This window comes from Streptomyces sp. NA02950 (assembly GCF_013364155.1).
In the GTDB taxonomy this organism is placed as follows: Bacteria; Actinomycetota; Actinomycetes; order Streptomycetales; family Streptomycetaceae; genus Streptomyces.
Window position 1 is genome coordinate 2,305,720 of the sequence record NZ_CP054916.1, and the last position, 14,363, is coordinate 2,320,082.

Here is a 14,363-nt window from a genome sequence, read left to right on the forward strand (position 1 = left end):
GACCATCAACCCATGGACGACGCGCTCACGCCTCCCAGACGGCCACCGCCGTACGGTCGTCGGCGTAGCCCTTCACCCGGGTCTGGGCGTCGGCGAGGTACGCGGCGAGCCCCGGCGGCTCGGCCCCGGCCCAGCGTTCGGCCAAGTGGTCGGCGAGCGCGGCCTCCCCGCGCAGCGGATCGGCGAGGCCCTCACCGCAGAGCAGCAGGGTGTCGCCCGGACGGGCGACGGAGGCGCGGAAGAGGAACGGTCCACCGGCAGGGGCGTCGGGCGGGGTGTCACCGGTGGGGGCCGGATCCGGTGCGGGTCCGGCCGGGCCGTCGCCGTCCCCCTCTGGGGGCGCGCTCGCGGGCGGACGCCCGTCGCCGTGGCCGAGGACCGGCCCGCCCACGGTGTCCCCCTCCCCCGGCGCGGGTTCCAGGTCCTGCCAGCCGCCCTCGCGCAGCCGGAACAGCCCGCCCCCGCCGACACCGAAGAACACCCGGGTGCGGCAGGCCGGATGGGCGGGCAGCAGCAGACAGCGCACCGAGGCGGTGTACTCGGCCGCGTCCAGGCCGAGTGCGATGGCGCGGGCGCGCAGGCGGCCGTAGCCGCGGGAGGTCAGCCGGTGCAGTCCGGACTTGAGGGCGCCGCGGTCGGCGGTGTGCAGGTCCTCGGTCAGCCGGACGCGGCTGCGGCCGACCGCTCCGCCGATCCACTCGCAGACCTCGCGCGCGGCCTGGTGCGCCCTGGGGGACGCCCGTACCCCACCGGCCACGACCACCAGGACCAGGGCGCCGTCACCGGTCCCGAACCGTGCCGTCAGCAGCGCGTCCCGCCGCGGCTCCCCGCGGTAGCGGGCCGAGTCGCCGCGCAGCGAGACGGCCCGGAGGGTGAAGGTGCCGTAGCGGGCACCGTCCAGCACGGTGTCGGGCACCAGCTCGCCGAGCTCCTCGGGGTCGGCGACGGGGAGGGTGGTCGGCTCGGCCTCGTAGGTGGGCGGCCCGCTTCCGACGAACCCGGCCACGGCGGCGCGCCAGGGCCGGGCGGGGTCGGCGGGGGGCGTGCCGGCCGGGGCCGGATCCGGGGCGGAGGGCCTGACGGGCGAGGGGATGGGGGCCGTGGCGGCGGAGGCGCCGGAGCCGGGGGCGGCGGCGGGGGCGGTACGGGCGGAGGAGGGCGGCTCGGCACGGGCGGGAGAGGCCGGGTTGGGCCGGGCGGGAGAGGCCGGGTTGGGCCGGGCCGGAGGGGGCGTGGCGGTACGCGCGGGAGAGGGCGTGGCGGTACGCGGGGGAGAGGGCGGTGCGGCGCCGGGCCCTTCATCGCCGCCGGGAGATCGCCACCCCTGCGGGCCACCTCCCTCGGCGGCATCCGGGCCCGGTGCGGCACCGCCCGGCTCCTCCCGCGGCCCCCACGGAGCCCCCGCGGTGGGCCGCTGCCCGGCACCGCCGCCGGGGCGGCAGCCGAGCGTGCGGGCGGCCGAGTCGAACCGGTCGTCGACGGAGTCCGTCGCAGCGGCGGGTCCCGCGTCGGCCCGACGCGGGTCGTACAACTCGCCCCACCAGTCGTCCTCGTGACCGTGCTTGTCCCCCTGCTGGCTCATCCCCACATTGTCCACAGGGAGGCTTCACGGCAACACCACGCCGCGGTCCCCGGGCGTCCGGCCGTCACTTCCGGCAGCCTGGGGACATGGCGACATGGCAGCTGGTCCTGTGCGGCCTGGTCATGCTGCTGGGCCTGGTCGGCGTGGTCGTACCGGGCCTGCCGGGTCCGGTCATCGTGTGGGCCGCGGTGGTGTGGTGGTCGCTGACCGAGAAGACCGGCCCGGCCTGGGCCCTGCTGGCCGGGGCGACCGGGCTGCTGCTGCTCGACCAGGCCGTGAAATGGCTGCTGCCCGCCCGCCGGATGCGCGGGGCGGGCATCACCCGCCGGACGTTCCTGCTGGCCGGTATCGCGGGCATCGTCGGCTTCTTCGTGATTCCGGTGATCGGCGCGCCCATCGGCTTCGTGGCCGGGATCTACGGTGCGGAGCGGCACCGGCTGGGTGGGCACGGGGACGCGTGGCTGTCGACGAAGACGGTGATGCGGGCGATCGGCACCAGCGTGCTGATGGAGCTGTTCGCCTGTCTGCTGGTCGCGGGCGGCTGGTTGACGGCGGTCGTCCTTCACTGAGCCCACGGGAGCCCGCTGAACCCACGGAGCCCCGCCGAGGGTCGTACGGGGACAGGCCGGGGGCGTACGGCAGTGAACGAGGGCGCCCCGGCGCTCACCCCGCGGTGCGGCGGGAGCCACCACACCCTGCCGCACCGCCGCACTCCCCCGGACGGCACGGATCAGCCGCGGTACGCCTCCAGCAGCCGGAGCCAGATCTCGCTCATCGTCGGGAACGACGGAACGGCGTGCCACAGTCGTTCCACCGGCACCTCGCCCGCCACCGCCACCGTGGCCGAGTGCAACAGCTCCCCCACCCCGGGGCCCACGAAGGTGACCCCGATCAGATGGCCCCGGTCCAGGTCGACGATCATCCGCGCCCGGCCCCGGTAGCCGTCCGCGTAGAGCGCCGCGCCCGAGACCTGGCCGAGGTCGTAGTCGACCACCCGCACGCTGCGCCCCTGGGCCTCGGCCTGGGCAGCGCTCAGCCCGACCGCGCCCACCTCCGGGTCGGTGAAGACCACCTGCGGCACGGCCGCGGTGTCCGCGGTGGCGGAGTGCGCGCCCCAGCGGTCGGTCTCCAGCAGCGGCACGCCCTGCGCCCGCGCGCCGATCGCCGCGCCCGCGATCCTGGCCTGGTACTTGCCCTGATGGGTGAGGAGTGCGCGGTGGTTCACATCGCCCGCGGCGTACAGCCAGCCGCCGGGCACATCGCGCACCCGGAGGGTGTCGTCCACGTCCAGCCAGCTCCCGGGCCGCAGCCCGATCGTCTCCAGGCCCACGTCGTGGGTGCGCGGTGCGCGGCCGGTGGCGAAGAGAACCTCGTCCGCCTCGACGGTCTCCCCGTCCGCGAGGGTGAGCGTCACCGGTCCGTCCGCGCCGTCCCGCCGTACACCCGTGACCGACGTACCGGTGCGGATCTTCACCCCTGCCTCGGTCAGCGCCTCGGCGACCAGCTCGCCCGCGAACGCTTCCATCCGCTCCAGCAGCCCGGAGCCGCGGATCAGCATGGTCACCTCGGAGCCGAAGGCGTTCCACGCCGTGGCCATCTCGACGGCGACCACCCCGCCGCCCACCACGGCCAGCCGCCGCGGCACCGTGGACGAACTGGTCGCCTCCCGGCTGGTCCAGGGGCGGGCCTCCGCGAGCCCGGGCAGTTCCGGCACGGCGGCCCGGCTTCCGGTGCAGATGCCCACGGCGTGCCGGGCGGTCAGTACGCGCTCCTGTCCGTCCGGGCCGGTGACCGTGACCTGGCGCGGTGCGGTCAGCCGCCCGTGGCCGCGGACCAGGTCGATACCGGCCGAGTCCAGCCAGCCGACCTGGCCGTCGTCCTTCCAGTCCGAGACGAAGGAGTCACGGTGGGTGAACACGGCGGCGTTGTCCAGCGGGCCACCCACCGCCTGGCGCAGCCCGGGGGTGTGGCGTGCGTCGGCGCGGGCGATGACCGGGCGCAGCAGCGCCTTGCTGGGGATGCAGGCCCAGTACGAGCAATCACCGCCGACCAGCTCGCTCTCCACGATGGCCGTGGAGAGCCCGGCGGCACGGGTGCGGTCGGCCAGGTTCTCACCGACCGGGCCCGCGCCCAGGACAACGACGTCGTACTCGTCCATGGCGTCGTTCATCGCAACCCGCTCTCTGCCGAAACCGGCGGTGTGATCGACCGTGTGGCGCTGGGGCCATCCTGGCGTCGAGTTACCGCGCAGAGCCAGCCGAATCGGCATCCCGGGCCGTTCTGTCGTACGGCGGCGGCGGGCGACGGCGTTGCCCCGTGCCGCGGGCCCGGGGCAACGCCATGATCTCCACTACGGCTTGCGCAGCGGTCCGCGCTTGCGTTCCATCAGGTGACGGCCGAGCGCCTGCTTCTGCTTCCAGTCCCGCCGGATCTCGGCCCGCAGCCGGGCGTCGGTCCGGGCCGCGAGGTACTCGTTCTCCCGCAGCAGCTTGCGGTAGCTCTCAAGCCGCCGGTGCGGCAGCGAGCCGTCGTCGATGGCGGCGAGCACCGCGCACCCGGGTTCGGTGCGGTGGGCGCAGTCCTGGAAACGGCACTCCTCGGCGAACGCCTCGATCTCGGCGAACGCCTGGGCGACACCGCTTCCGGCGTCCCACAGCCCGACCCCGCGCAGCCCCGGGGTGTCGATGAGCGCACCGCCCCAGGGCAGCGGCAGCAGATCGCGGGTGGTCGTGGTGTGACGGCCCTTGCCGTCACTGTCCCGGATCTCCCGGACGTCCTGGACGGACTCCCCGACCAGTGCGTTGGCCAGGGTGGACTTGCCCGCGCCCGACTGGCCGAGCAGCACGGCGGTGCCGGAGGCGAGGACGGCGGACAGCACGTCCAGCCCCTCCCCGGTCGTGGAACTGACGGGCAGCACCTCCACACCGGGCGCGGCCGTCGCGGCGTCATCGACGAGATGGCCCAGGGTGGCCGGGTCGGGCACCAGGTCGGCCTTGGTGAGGACGACCACCGGCTGGGCACCGCTCTCCCAGGCGAGGGCCACGAACCGCTCGAGACGGCCCGGGTCGAATGCGGCGGCGAGGGAGACGGCGATGACGGCGTGGTCGGCGTTGGCGGCCAGCACCTGTCCGTCGGACCGCTTGGAGGAGGTGGAACGCACCAGCGCGGTACGGCGCGGCAGCAGCGTACGCACATAGCGCGGGTCGCCGTCGGGGTCGAGGGCGGCCCAGTCGCCGGTGCACACGATCCGCATCGGGTCGTGCGGGGTGACCAGTTCGGTGTCGGCCCGCACCGTACCGGCGGGGGTGATGACATCGCACTGGCCGCGGTTCACCCGGATCACCCGGCCGGGCACCAGTCCCCGTTCGGCGTACGGGGCGAAGGCGGCCTCCCAGCCCTCGTCCCAGCCGTACGGGGCGAGCGGGTCCGGGGAGGGGGTGGCGGAAGAGGAGGACGTCGAAGAGGACGACGAAGAGGATGACAAGGGGTGACCCTTCACAAGGGTGGCCCCGGCGCGCGCCGTTGGGGCGCGAAGAAATGACGTGGAATCAGCCGGAGGCCACGGAGGTGGACATGATGAACTCCTGGTTGCGGGCAGCGCCCATCGCAAAGACAGCCATCGGGTCACACCTCCTTCTCTCCACGGCGGATCACGGTGGATCACGGCGCCAGGTGGGCCGCCGGACCGGGTCGGGCTCACTGTAGTCCGGCGGCCGGGACCGGCACCACGGATTTTTCTCCGGGCGCTGACGGGCGGGTCGCACCCCGTCGGCGCCGGGTACTCCGTATCCCCCAGGGGCCTCGGTGGCCTGTTCGGCGTTCGGTTGCCCCGAAGGGGCGCGGGGCTGTGTCGATGTGCGGCTCCGCCGCGTGGGCGCGACAGCCACGACGCGGCCGCGGACGAACGAGCGCACCTCGCGGCACGTCCCGCGGAACGCTCAGCGCGGTGGGGTTCCGGCGCGGCGGCCGCCGTCCGCCCTGGTCTCCGCGGACCTGTCCGCCGTGGTCTCCGCGGACCCGTCCGCCGCGGTGTCGGCCTCGGGCCGCCGCCCCTGCCGGGGCGCCCGGTCGGACGTCGCCGCGGACTTCCCGGCGCCGGTCTCGGTGGTCTTCGCCGAAGCCTCCCCGGCACCGTTCTCGGTCGTCCGCTCCTCGGGCTGCCGTCGCGCGTGCAGCCGTGCCCGGATGTCCGCGTGCGGCAGGAACTGGGCCCAGCGCTCGGGGAACTCCGACGGCGGGGTGACCTCCGCCGCGCCGTCGTCCTCGGTGCGCTGCTCACGCGCACGCAGCCGCGCCGCCTGCTCCCGGGCGCGGGCGGCCTGCTCGGCGCGCCCGGCGGCCGTGGCCACCGACGGCCAGACCCGGTCTATGGCGGCGTTGACCGCCGCCCCCACCAGCACCGCGAAGGCGGCCACACCGATCCACAGCAGCACGGCGACCGGTGCGGCCAGCGAGCCGTAGATCGTCGGGCCCTCCACGGTGTGGACCAGATAGATGCGCAGCAGAAAGCTGCCGAGCACCCACATGGTGAGGGCCACCAGCGCACCGGGGATGTCCTCGCGCCAGGGCGAACGCACCGGCACCGACACGTGGTAGAGCGTGGTGAGGAAGGCGACGGACAGCAGGATCACCACGGGCCAGTAGAGGATCCGCACGAGATCGCCGCTGGCCGGGAGGAGGTCCACCACGGTCTCCGGACCGATGACCATCAGCGGCAGCGCCACCGCACCGACGACCAGCGCGACCAGGTAGAGGAGGAAGGCGAGCAGCCGGGTCCGGACGATCCCGCGCCGCCCCTCCAGCCCGTACATGATGGTGATGGTGTCCACGAACACGTTCACCGCGCGCGAGCCGGACCACAGGGCGATACCGAAGCCGAGCGAGATGACGTCGGGGCGGCCGCCCTCGATGACGTCGTCCAGCAGGGGCCGGGCGATCTCCTTGACGCCCCTGTCGGACAGTACGGTCCCGGAGGCGTCGAGGATGTTCTGCCGGATGGTGGCCACGGTCTCGGTGTCGGTCCAGGCATCGAAGTAGCCGAGCAGACCGATCAGACCCAGCAGCAGCGGGGGCAGGGACAGCAGGGTGAAGAAGGCCGCCTCGGCGGCGAGCCCGGTGACCCGGTGCTCCATGCAGGAGTGGATGGTGTCCTTGAGCAGCAGCCAGACCATCCTGCGCTTGGACACGTTGCGGTAGAGGGCGCGGGCCTTGTGGAGCCGACCGGACGGCTTGGACAGTTCTACTTTTGCTGGCTGCACCTTCTCACCGTATCGGGCGGTTTCACCCCCGGCTCACCTCGCGACCGGCCCCGTCCGCGCGGCGTCCGCGCGGCGGCGGAGGGGATGCCGCGCCGACTCGGCACCGCCCTCCGCCCGCTGGGCCCACTGTCCGTTCCGGGTACCGCCATGCGCAAAGGTTGCGCCGCGTTGCAACCGGACGGACGAGCGGGTTCGGATCAGCAGCCGCCGCAGTTGTAGAAGAGCACGTCCCAGTGGTTGCTCTCCCGGGCGTAGATGTTGCCCGCGCCGGACCGGTACTGCTGGGCCCCGTCGCCCGGGCGCGGGCCGATGTTGGTGAAGGTGCGGGTGATGTAGCCGCTGAGGCAGCTGGTGGGGCTGAAGTCGAGCTTGTAGCCGTTCCAGTGGCTGTAGGTACCGGAGGCGTGCCCGGTCTCCGTACCGCCGGTGATGGTGAGGGCACAGCCGCTGGCCTGCTCGAGGGTGACCGCGCCCTGGATGGTGGCCAGGTTGACCTGCTCGAACGAGGTACAGGTCGGGTTGCTGCGGTCCGAGCAGCCGCCGCTGGAGGTCCAGCCGATCCCCGCGGCGCGCAGTCGGCTGGTCGCCTCGGCGTGGCTGAGCTTGGCCACCGCGCTGGTGCTCGGGGCGGTGACCACCGTCGGCGCGGTGACCGTCACCGGGGCGGCGGGGGCGGCCGACGCGCCCTGGGCGGTGGCGAGGCCGGTGGCCGCGAGGAGTGCACCGCCGAGCAGCGCGGCGGCCTTGGTGCTGGTGCGGGTCATGGGCGTGGTCTCCCTCGTCGTCGGACGTTCCGGGATACGGCGCTGTTCCTCCGGCACCGGCGGCGCGGGGCCACCGCTCTGTGCGAGACATGTCAAAGAGCCCACGGTGGCCCATGGAGCCACCGCCCGTCCACCGTTTCCGGTGCAACCGCCCGGTCCGGTCACCGCCCGGACGCCGGCCGCCGGCCGGTCCGTGGTTGTCTGTCCACCATGAGCATCACAGTGACCACCTGGTCCTTGGAGCAGACCTCGCCCGCGGACCTCAGCCCGGCGCGGGAGCCCGCCGATGACGCCGGGGTGCGGATCGTCCGGGCGGAGGTGCCGAGCCCGGAGTTCAGCCGCTTCCTCTACACCACCGTCGGCGCCGATGTCTCCTGGACCGATCGGCTGGAGTGGTCACGCGAGCGCTGGGAGGAGCATCTGGCCCGGCCCGGTGTGGAGACCTGGGTGGCGTACGAGCGCGGCACCCCGGCCGGGTACATCGAGCTGGAGCGCCAGGACGAGGGCGTGGTCGAGATCCTCTACTTCGGGCTGCTGCCCGCCTTCCGCGGCCGCCGGATCGGCGGGCACCTGCTGACCTGGGGCATCCGCCGCGCCTGGGACCAGGGCGAGCGGCTGCCGGGGCAGCCGCCGACCAAGCGGGTGTGGGTGCACACCTGTAGCAAGGACGGGCCGTACGCGCTGGACAACTACCAGCGGCGCGGCTTCCGGATCTTCCACATCGCCACCGAGGCGGAGCCCCTCGGAACGGACGGGTGACCCACACCACATCGTCTCGCGATACAAGACACTCTCGTCCAGATAGTGGATAGCGGTGGACTCCCCGGAGACCACCGTGCCACGCTTCCTCCATGTCTCGAGCTGGAATTGCCTTGGTGAGTCGACGCCACGTCGACCTCGGCCGCATGTCCAGCGCGATCTGTCCGGCGGGCTGACCCGCATCTCTCAGGGCCCGTGAGGCCCCGGGCAGCACCCCAGCAGTCCCCGACGCCCCCGACCACCGCCCCCGACGACGTGGGCGGGCGCACCCGCGGGACCTCCCCCGCCGCACCACCGCACCCAGTACCGCCGTAAGCCGTGCCCACCTGCGCGCAACCGCACGTCAGAGGGTGCGCGCGAGCATCATCCGCCGCACCAGAGCCGCCCAGAAGGACACACACCGCCATGGCCGCCACCCCGGAACGCGTAAGCGCATCACCCCGCCGCAAGGCCGGACGCCACCGCGGCGAAGGCCAGTGGGCCGCGGGGCACTTCACTCCGCTCAACGGCAATGAGCAGACCAAGAAGGACGACGACGGTCTCAATGTGCGGACACGCATTGAGACGATCTACGCCCACCGCGGTTTCGACTCGATCGACGGTGCCGATCTGCGCGGCCGGATGCGCTGGTGGGGTCTGTACACCCAGCGCAAGCCCGGGATCGACGGCGGCAAGACCGCCGTGCTGGAGCCGGAGGAGCTGGACGACACCCACTTCATGATGCGGGTGCGGGTGGACGGCGGACGGCTGACCACCGAGCAGCTGCGCGTCATCGGCGAGGTCTCCCAGGAGTTCGCCCGCGGCACCGCGGACATCACCGACCGGCAGAACGTCCAGTACCACTGGATCCGGATCGAGGACGTGCCCGAGATCTGGAAGCGGCTGGAGGCCGTGGGGCTGTCCACCACCGAGGCGTGCGGTGACACCCCGCGCGTGATCATCGGCTCCCCGGTCGCCGGGATCGCCGAGGACGAGATCATCGACGGCACCCCCGCCATCGAGGAGATCCACCGCCGCTACATCGGCAGCAAGGAGTTCTCCAACCTGCCGCGCAAGTTCAAGACCGCGGTCTCCGGCTCCCCGGTGCTCGACGTCGTCCACGAGATCAACGACGTGGCCTTCGTCGGTGTGCGCCACCCCGAGCACGGCCCCGGTTTCGACCTGTGGGTCGGCGGCGGTCTGTCCACCAACCCCAAGATCGGCGTCCGGCTCGGCGCGTGGGTCCCGCTGGAGGACGTCCCGGAGGTCTGGGCCGGGGTCACCTCCATCTTCCGCGACTACGGCTACCGGCGGCTGCGCACCCGCGCCCGGCTGAAGTTCCTGGTCGCCGACTGGGGCCCGGAGAAGTTCCGCCAGGTGCTGGAGGACGAGTACCTGAAGCGTCCGCTGAGCGACGGGCCCGCGCCCGAGCAGCCGGTCCAGCAGTGGCGTGACCACATCGGAGTGCACCGCCAGCGCGACGGCCGCTTCTACGTCGGCTTCGCCCCGCGCGTGGGCCGGGTCGACGGCGCGACCCTCACCAAGATCGCCGATCTGGCCGAGGCCCATGGCTCCGGCCGGCTGACCACCACCGTCGAGCAGAAGATGATCGTGCTCGATGTGGCCGAGGACCAGGTGGACTCGCTGGTCTCCGGACTGGAGGCGCTGGACCTCCAGGTCAAGCCGTCCCCGTTCCGCCGCGGCACCATGGCCTGCACGGGTATCGAGTTCTGCAAGCTGGCGATCGTCGAGACCAAGGAGCGCGGCTCCACGCTGATCGACGAACTCGAGCGGCGGCTGCCCGAGTTCGACCAGCCGCTCACCATCAACCTCAACGGCTGCCCCAACGCCTGCGCCCGGATCCAGGTCGCGGACATCGGCCTCAAGGGCCAGCTGGTCATGGACAAGAACGGCAACCAGGTCGAGGGCTACCAGGTGCACCTGGGCGGCGCGCTGGGCCTGGAGCCCGGCTTCGGCCGCAAGGTGCGCGGTCTGAAGGTCACCGCCGACGAACTGCCCGACTACGTCGAGCGGGTGCTGCGCCGCTTCCAGGAGCAGCGCGAGGACGGCGAGCGGTTCGCCACCTGGGCCGGGCGCGCCAGTGAGGAGGCGCTGTCATGAGTGAGCGTGCTGCGCCGTTCTACTGCCCGTACTGCGGGGACGAGGACCTGCGCCCCTCCGAGGAAGGCCATGGCGCGTGGGAATGCGCGTCCTGCAATCGTGCGTTCCGCCTGTCGTTCCTCGGGCTGCTGGCCAAGGGCCTGCGGCGCGATCCGGCCGGAGAAGGGGGCACGGGGATATGACCCGGCTTCAGCAGACAGACGATCTCGAGGCGCTCGCCGAGCGGGCGGGCCGTGAGCTGGAGGACGCCCCGGCGCTGGACATCCTGCGCTGGGCGGCCGACACCTTCGGTCCGCGGTTCTGCGTCACCTCCTCGATGGAGGACGCGGTGGTGGCCCATCTGGCCTCCCGCGCCTTCCCCGGTGTCGACGTGGTCTTCCTCGACACCGGCTACCACTTCCCCGAGACCATCGGTACCCGGGACGCGGTGGCCGCCGTGATGGACGTCAACGTCATCACGCTCACCCCGCGCCGGACGGTGGCCGAGCAGGACGCCGAGCACGGCCCGAAGCTGCACGACCGCGACCCCGACCTGTGCTGCGCGCTGCGCAAGGTCCAGCCGCTGGAGGAGGGGCTGCGGGAGTACGACGCCTGGGCCACCGGGCTGCGCCGCGACGAGTCCCCGACCCGGGCGAACACCCCGGTCGTCGGCTGGGACGCCAAGCGGCGGAAGGTGAAGGTCTCCCCGATCGCCCGCTGGACGCAGGGAGACGTGGACGCGTACGTCGCCGAGCACGGTGTGCTCACCAACCCCCTGCTGATGGACGGCTATCCGTCGGTCGGCTGCGCGCCCTGCACCCGGCGGGTGCTGGAGGGCGGGGACGCACGCTCCGGCCGCTGGTCCGGAAGCACCAAGACCGAATGCGGGCTGCACGGCTGATGGCTGTCGACCAGGAGAACGAGATGAGCGCGCCCCTGCACACGGGAGCCACCGTGTGGCTGACCGGCCTGCCCAGCGCCGGGAAGACCACGATCGCCTACGCCCTGGCCGAGCGGCTGCGCGGCGAGGGCCACCGGGTGGAGGTGCTCGACGGCGACGAGATCCGCGAGTTCCTCTCCGCGGGGCTCGGCTTCTCCCGCGAGGACCGGCACACCAATGTGCAGCGGATCGGCTTCGTCGCCGAACTGCTGGCCTCCCAGGGAGTGAAGGTACTGGTCCCGGTGATCGCCCCGTACACGGACAGCCGTGAGGCGGTGCGCGGACGCCACCAGAAGGAGGGCACCCCGTATCTGGAGGTGCATGTGGCCACCCCGGTCGAGGTGTGCTCGGAGCGGGACGTCAAGGGGCTCTACGCCAAGCAGGCGGCGGGCGAGATCTCGGGGCTGACCGGGGTCGACGACCCGTACGAGGCCCCGGCCGACCCGGACTTGCGCATCGAGACCCACCAGCAGGGCGTACAGGAATCCGCCGCGGCGCTTCGGGCGCTGCTGAGCGAGAGGGGACTGGCATGACCACGGTAGCCGCGATCAACGGCACCGGTGCGGCCGAGGGCGGCGACCTCTACGCGCTGTCGCACCTGGACGCGCTGGAGTCCGAGGCGGTGCACATCTTCCGCGAGGTGGCGGGTGAGTTCGAGCGGCCGGTGATCCTGTTCTCCGGCGGCAAGGACTCCATCGTCATGCTGCACCTGGCGCTCAAGGCGTTCGCCCCGGCGCGGGTGCCCTTCTCGCTGCTCCATGTGGACACCGGGCACAACTTCCCCGAGGTCATCGACTACCGGGACCGCACCGTCGCCGAGCACGGGCTGCGGCTGCATGTCGCCTCCGTCCAGGAGTTCATCGACGACGGTCGGCTGCGCGAGCGCCCCGACGGCACCCGCAATCCGCTCCAGACCGTGCCGCTGCTGGACGCCATCGAGAAGAACCGGTTCGACGCGGTCTTCGGCGGCGGACGGCGTGACGAGGAGAAGGCCCGCGCCAAGGAGCGGGTGTTCTCGCTGCGCGACGAGTTCGGCGGCTGGGACCCGCGGCGGCAGCGCCCCGAGCTGTGGCAGCTGTACAACGGCCGGCACTCCCCCGGTGAGCACGTCCGGGTCTTCCCGCTGTCCAACTGGACCGAGCTGGACGTCTGGCAGTACATCGCCCGCGAGAAGATCGAACTGCCGCAGATCTACTACGCGCACGAGCGCGAGGTCTTCCGGCGCAGCGGTATGTGGCTGGCGCCCGGTGAGTGGGGCGGCCCGAAGGACGGCGAGACCGTGGAGCGGCGTCTGGTGCGCTACCGCACGGTCGGCGATATGTCCTGCACCGGTGCGGTGGACTCGGACGCGGTGACGATCGAGCAGGTCATCGATGAGATCGCCGCCTCCCGGCTGACCGAGCGGGGTGCGACGCGCGCCGACGACAAGCTGTCGGAGGCCGCCATGGAGGACCGTAAGCGCGAGGGGTATTTCTAGCCATGACGAGCAACATCAGCGACGAGGTCCAGGCCGCCGCGGTCGCCGTGGAGCGCTCCGCGGCCACCTCCCAGCTGCGCTTCGCCACCGCGGGCTCGGTCGACGACGGCAAGTCCACCCTGGTCGGGCGGCTGCTGCATGACTCCAAGTCGGTGCTGGTCGACCAGTTGGAGGCGGTCGAGCACGCCTCGCGCAGCCGTGGCCAGGAGGCCCCGGACCTGGCGCTGCTGACCGACGGGCTGCGCGCGGAGCGCGAGCAGGGCATCACCATCGATGTCGCGTACCGCTACTTCGCCACCCCCCGGCGGCGGTTCATCCTCGCCGACACCCCCGGCCATGTGCAGTACACCCGGAACATGGTCACCGGCGCCTCCACCGCCGAGCTGGCGGTGGTCCTGGTGGACGCGCGCAACGGCGTGGTGGAGCAGACCCGGCGCCATGCCGCGGTCGCCGCCCTGCTGCGGGTGCCCCATGTGGTGCTGGCGGTCAACAAGATGGACCTCGTCGACTACGCGGAGCCGGTCTTCGCGGCCATCGCGGAGGAGTTCACGACATACGCCGCGTCGCTGGGCGTCCCGGAGATCACCGCCATCCCGATCTCGGCGCTGGCCGGGGACAACGTGGTGACCGCGTCGGCCAACATGGACTGGTACGGCGGGCCGACGGTGCTGGAGCACCTGGAGACGGTGCCGGTGGGCACCGACCCGTCCCAGGACCCGGCGCGCTTCCCGGTGCAGTACGTGATCCGTCCGCAGTCCGCGGAGCACCCCGACTACCGCGGCTACGCGGGCCAGATCGCCTCCGGTGTGCTGCGGGTCGGGGACCCCGTCACCGTGCTGCCGTCCGGTCTGACCAGCACCGTCACCGGGATCGACGCGCTGGGCGCGCCGGTGGACCTGGCCTGGGCGCCGCAGTCGGTGACCGTGACGCTCGCCGACGACCTGGACATCTCGCGCGGCGATCTGATCGCCCCGAGCGCCCATGCCCCCTCCGTCACCCAGGACGTCGAGGCGACGGTGTGCCATCTCCACGACCGGCCACTGCGGGTCGGCGACCGGGTGCTGCTGAAGCACACCACCCGTACGGTGAAGGCGATCGTCAAGGACATCCCGTCCCGGCTGACGCTGGACGATCTGTCGCAGCACCCCTCGCCGGGCGAGCTGGCGGCCAATGACATCGGCCGGGTGACGCTGCGCACCTCCGAGCCGCTGGCGCTGGACGCGTACGACGCCTCGCGCCGCACCGGATCATTCCTGCTGATCGACCCGGCCGACGGCACCACGCTGACGGCGGGCATGGCGGGCGACTCGTTCGCCGCGCGGGCCGCCACCGGGGCGGAGCCGGCCGCGGATGACGAGGGGTGGGATTTCTGACCATGGCCAAAGAGGCGTTCTCGACCTTCGCGAAGGAGGGCGGCCGCGTCGGCAGCGGCGCCCGTGGCAGCGGCCAGGGAGGAGTCGGGCGATGTGCGTGCTGATGCGTAGCCCCATGCCGCTGTGCCCCG

Annotated in this window: 14 protein-coding genes; 9 read left to right on the top strand and 5 right to left on the bottom strand. The window is 72.8% G+C overall.

All coding sequences use genetic code 11. The annotated features are described in order from the left end of the window. Positions 1-25: 25 nt before the first annotated feature. The gene (locus tag HUT19_RS09700; RefSeq protein ID WP_176180071.1) at positions 26-1,582 is read right to left on the bottom strand and encodes a protein phosphatase 2C domain-containing protein; all 1,557 of its coding nucleotides are present in this window, start codon (positions 1,580-1,582) and stop codon (positions 26-28) included. A gap of 86 nt (positions 1,583-1,668) precedes the next feature. Between HUT19_RS09700 and HUT19_RS09705 the strand changes: the two genes are divergently transcribed. After that, positions 1,669-2,151 (top strand): DUF456 domain-containing protein, encoded by a 483-nt coding sequence (locus tag HUT19_RS09705; protein ID WP_176180072.1) that lies wholly within the window; start codon positions 1,669-1,671, stop codon positions 2,149-2,151. Between the two features lie 161 nt (positions 2,152-2,312). On the opposite strand, the gene HUT19_RS09710 is transcribed toward HUT19_RS09705, so the two are convergent. The 4 genes from HUT19_RS09710 to HUT19_RS09725 all read right to left on the bottom strand — a co-directional run bounded on the left by HUT19_RS09710 (position 2,313) and on the right by HUT19_RS09725 (position 7,604). Next, a complete protein-coding gene (locus HUT19_RS09710; RefSeq protein ID WP_176180073.1) occupies positions 2,313-3,752 on the bottom strand; it encodes an NAD(P)/FAD-dependent oxidoreductase in 1,440 nt (479 codons plus the stop codon). Positions 3,753-3,932: 180 nt separating this feature from the next. Further along, complete coding sequence (gene rsgA / locus HUT19_RS09715) at positions 3,933-5,066, bottom strand: ribosome small subunit-dependent GTPase A (RefSeq protein WP_176180074.1); 1,134 nt, start codon at positions 5,064-5,066, stop codon at positions 3,933-3,935. A gap of 454 nt (positions 5,067-5,520) precedes the next feature. Then, entirely contained in the window at positions 5,521-6,753 is a 1,233-nt protein-coding gene (locus tag HUT19_RS09720) for a YihY/virulence factor BrkB family protein (protein ID WP_176186706.1), read from the bottom strand. Positions 6,754-7,037: 284 nt separating this feature from the next. Beyond that, positions 7,038-7,604 (bottom strand): hypothetical protein, encoded by a 567-nt coding sequence (locus HUT19_RS09725; RefSeq protein ID WP_176180075.1) that lies wholly within the window; start codon positions 7,602-7,604, stop codon positions 7,038-7,040. Between the two features lie 210 nt (positions 7,605-7,814). Between HUT19_RS09725 and HUT19_RS09730 the strand changes: the two genes are divergently transcribed. From HUT19_RS09730 to HUT19_RS09760, 8 genes are all read left to right on the top strand, one after another. Then, positions 7,815-8,363, top strand: a complete 549-nt coding sequence (locus tag HUT19_RS09730) for a GNAT family N-acetyltransferase (RefSeq protein WP_176180076.1) — start codon at positions 7,815-7,817, stop codon at positions 8,361-8,363. Between the two features lie 92 nt (positions 8,364-8,455). Next, the gene (locus HUT19_RS44230; protein WP_309471194.1) at positions 8,456-8,539 is read left to right on the top strand and encodes a putative leader peptide; all 84 of its coding nucleotides are present in this window, start codon (positions 8,456-8,458) and stop codon (positions 8,537-8,539) included. A 229-nt stretch (positions 8,540-8,768) separates the two neighbouring features. Continuing rightward, complete coding sequence (locus HUT19_RS09735; protein ID WP_176180077.1) at positions 8,769-10,463, top strand: nitrite/sulfite reductase; 1,695 nt, start codon at positions 8,769-8,771, stop codon at positions 10,461-10,463. Then, complete coding sequence (locus tag HUT19_RS09740) at positions 10,460-10,645, top strand: hypothetical protein (RefSeq protein ID WP_176180078.1); 186 nt, start codon at positions 10,460-10,462, stop codon at positions 10,643-10,645. The genes HUT19_RS09735 and HUT19_RS09740 overlap by 4 nt, the downstream gene beginning before the upstream one ends. Next, entirely contained in the window at positions 10,642-11,343 is a 702-nt protein-coding gene (locus tag HUT19_RS09745; protein ID WP_176180079.1) for a phosphoadenylyl-sulfate reductase, read from the top strand. The genes HUT19_RS09740 and HUT19_RS09745 overlap by 4 nt, the downstream gene beginning before the upstream one ends. After that, entirely contained in the window at positions 11,343-11,915 is a 573-nt protein-coding gene (gene cysC, locus HUT19_RS09750) for an adenylyl-sulfate kinase (protein WP_176186708.1), read from the top strand. Before HUT19_RS09745 ends, cysC begins: the two co-directional genes overlap by 1 nt. Continuing rightward, the gene (gene cysD / locus HUT19_RS09755; RefSeq protein ID WP_176180080.1) at positions 11,912-12,859 is read left to right on the top strand and encodes a sulfate adenylyltransferase subunit CysD; all 948 of its coding nucleotides are present in this window, start codon (positions 11,912-11,914) and stop codon (positions 12,857-12,859) included. The genes cysC and cysD overlap by 4 nt, the downstream gene beginning before the upstream one ends. Positions 12,860-12,861: 2 nt before the next feature. After that, positions 12,862-14,232: a sulfate adenylyltransferase subunit 1 gene (locus tag HUT19_RS09760; RefSeq protein ID WP_176180081.1), complete on the top strand. Its 1,371-nt coding sequence runs from the start codon at positions 12,862-12,864 to the stop codon at positions 14,230-14,232. Positions 14,233-14,363: the final 131 nt, after the last annotated feature.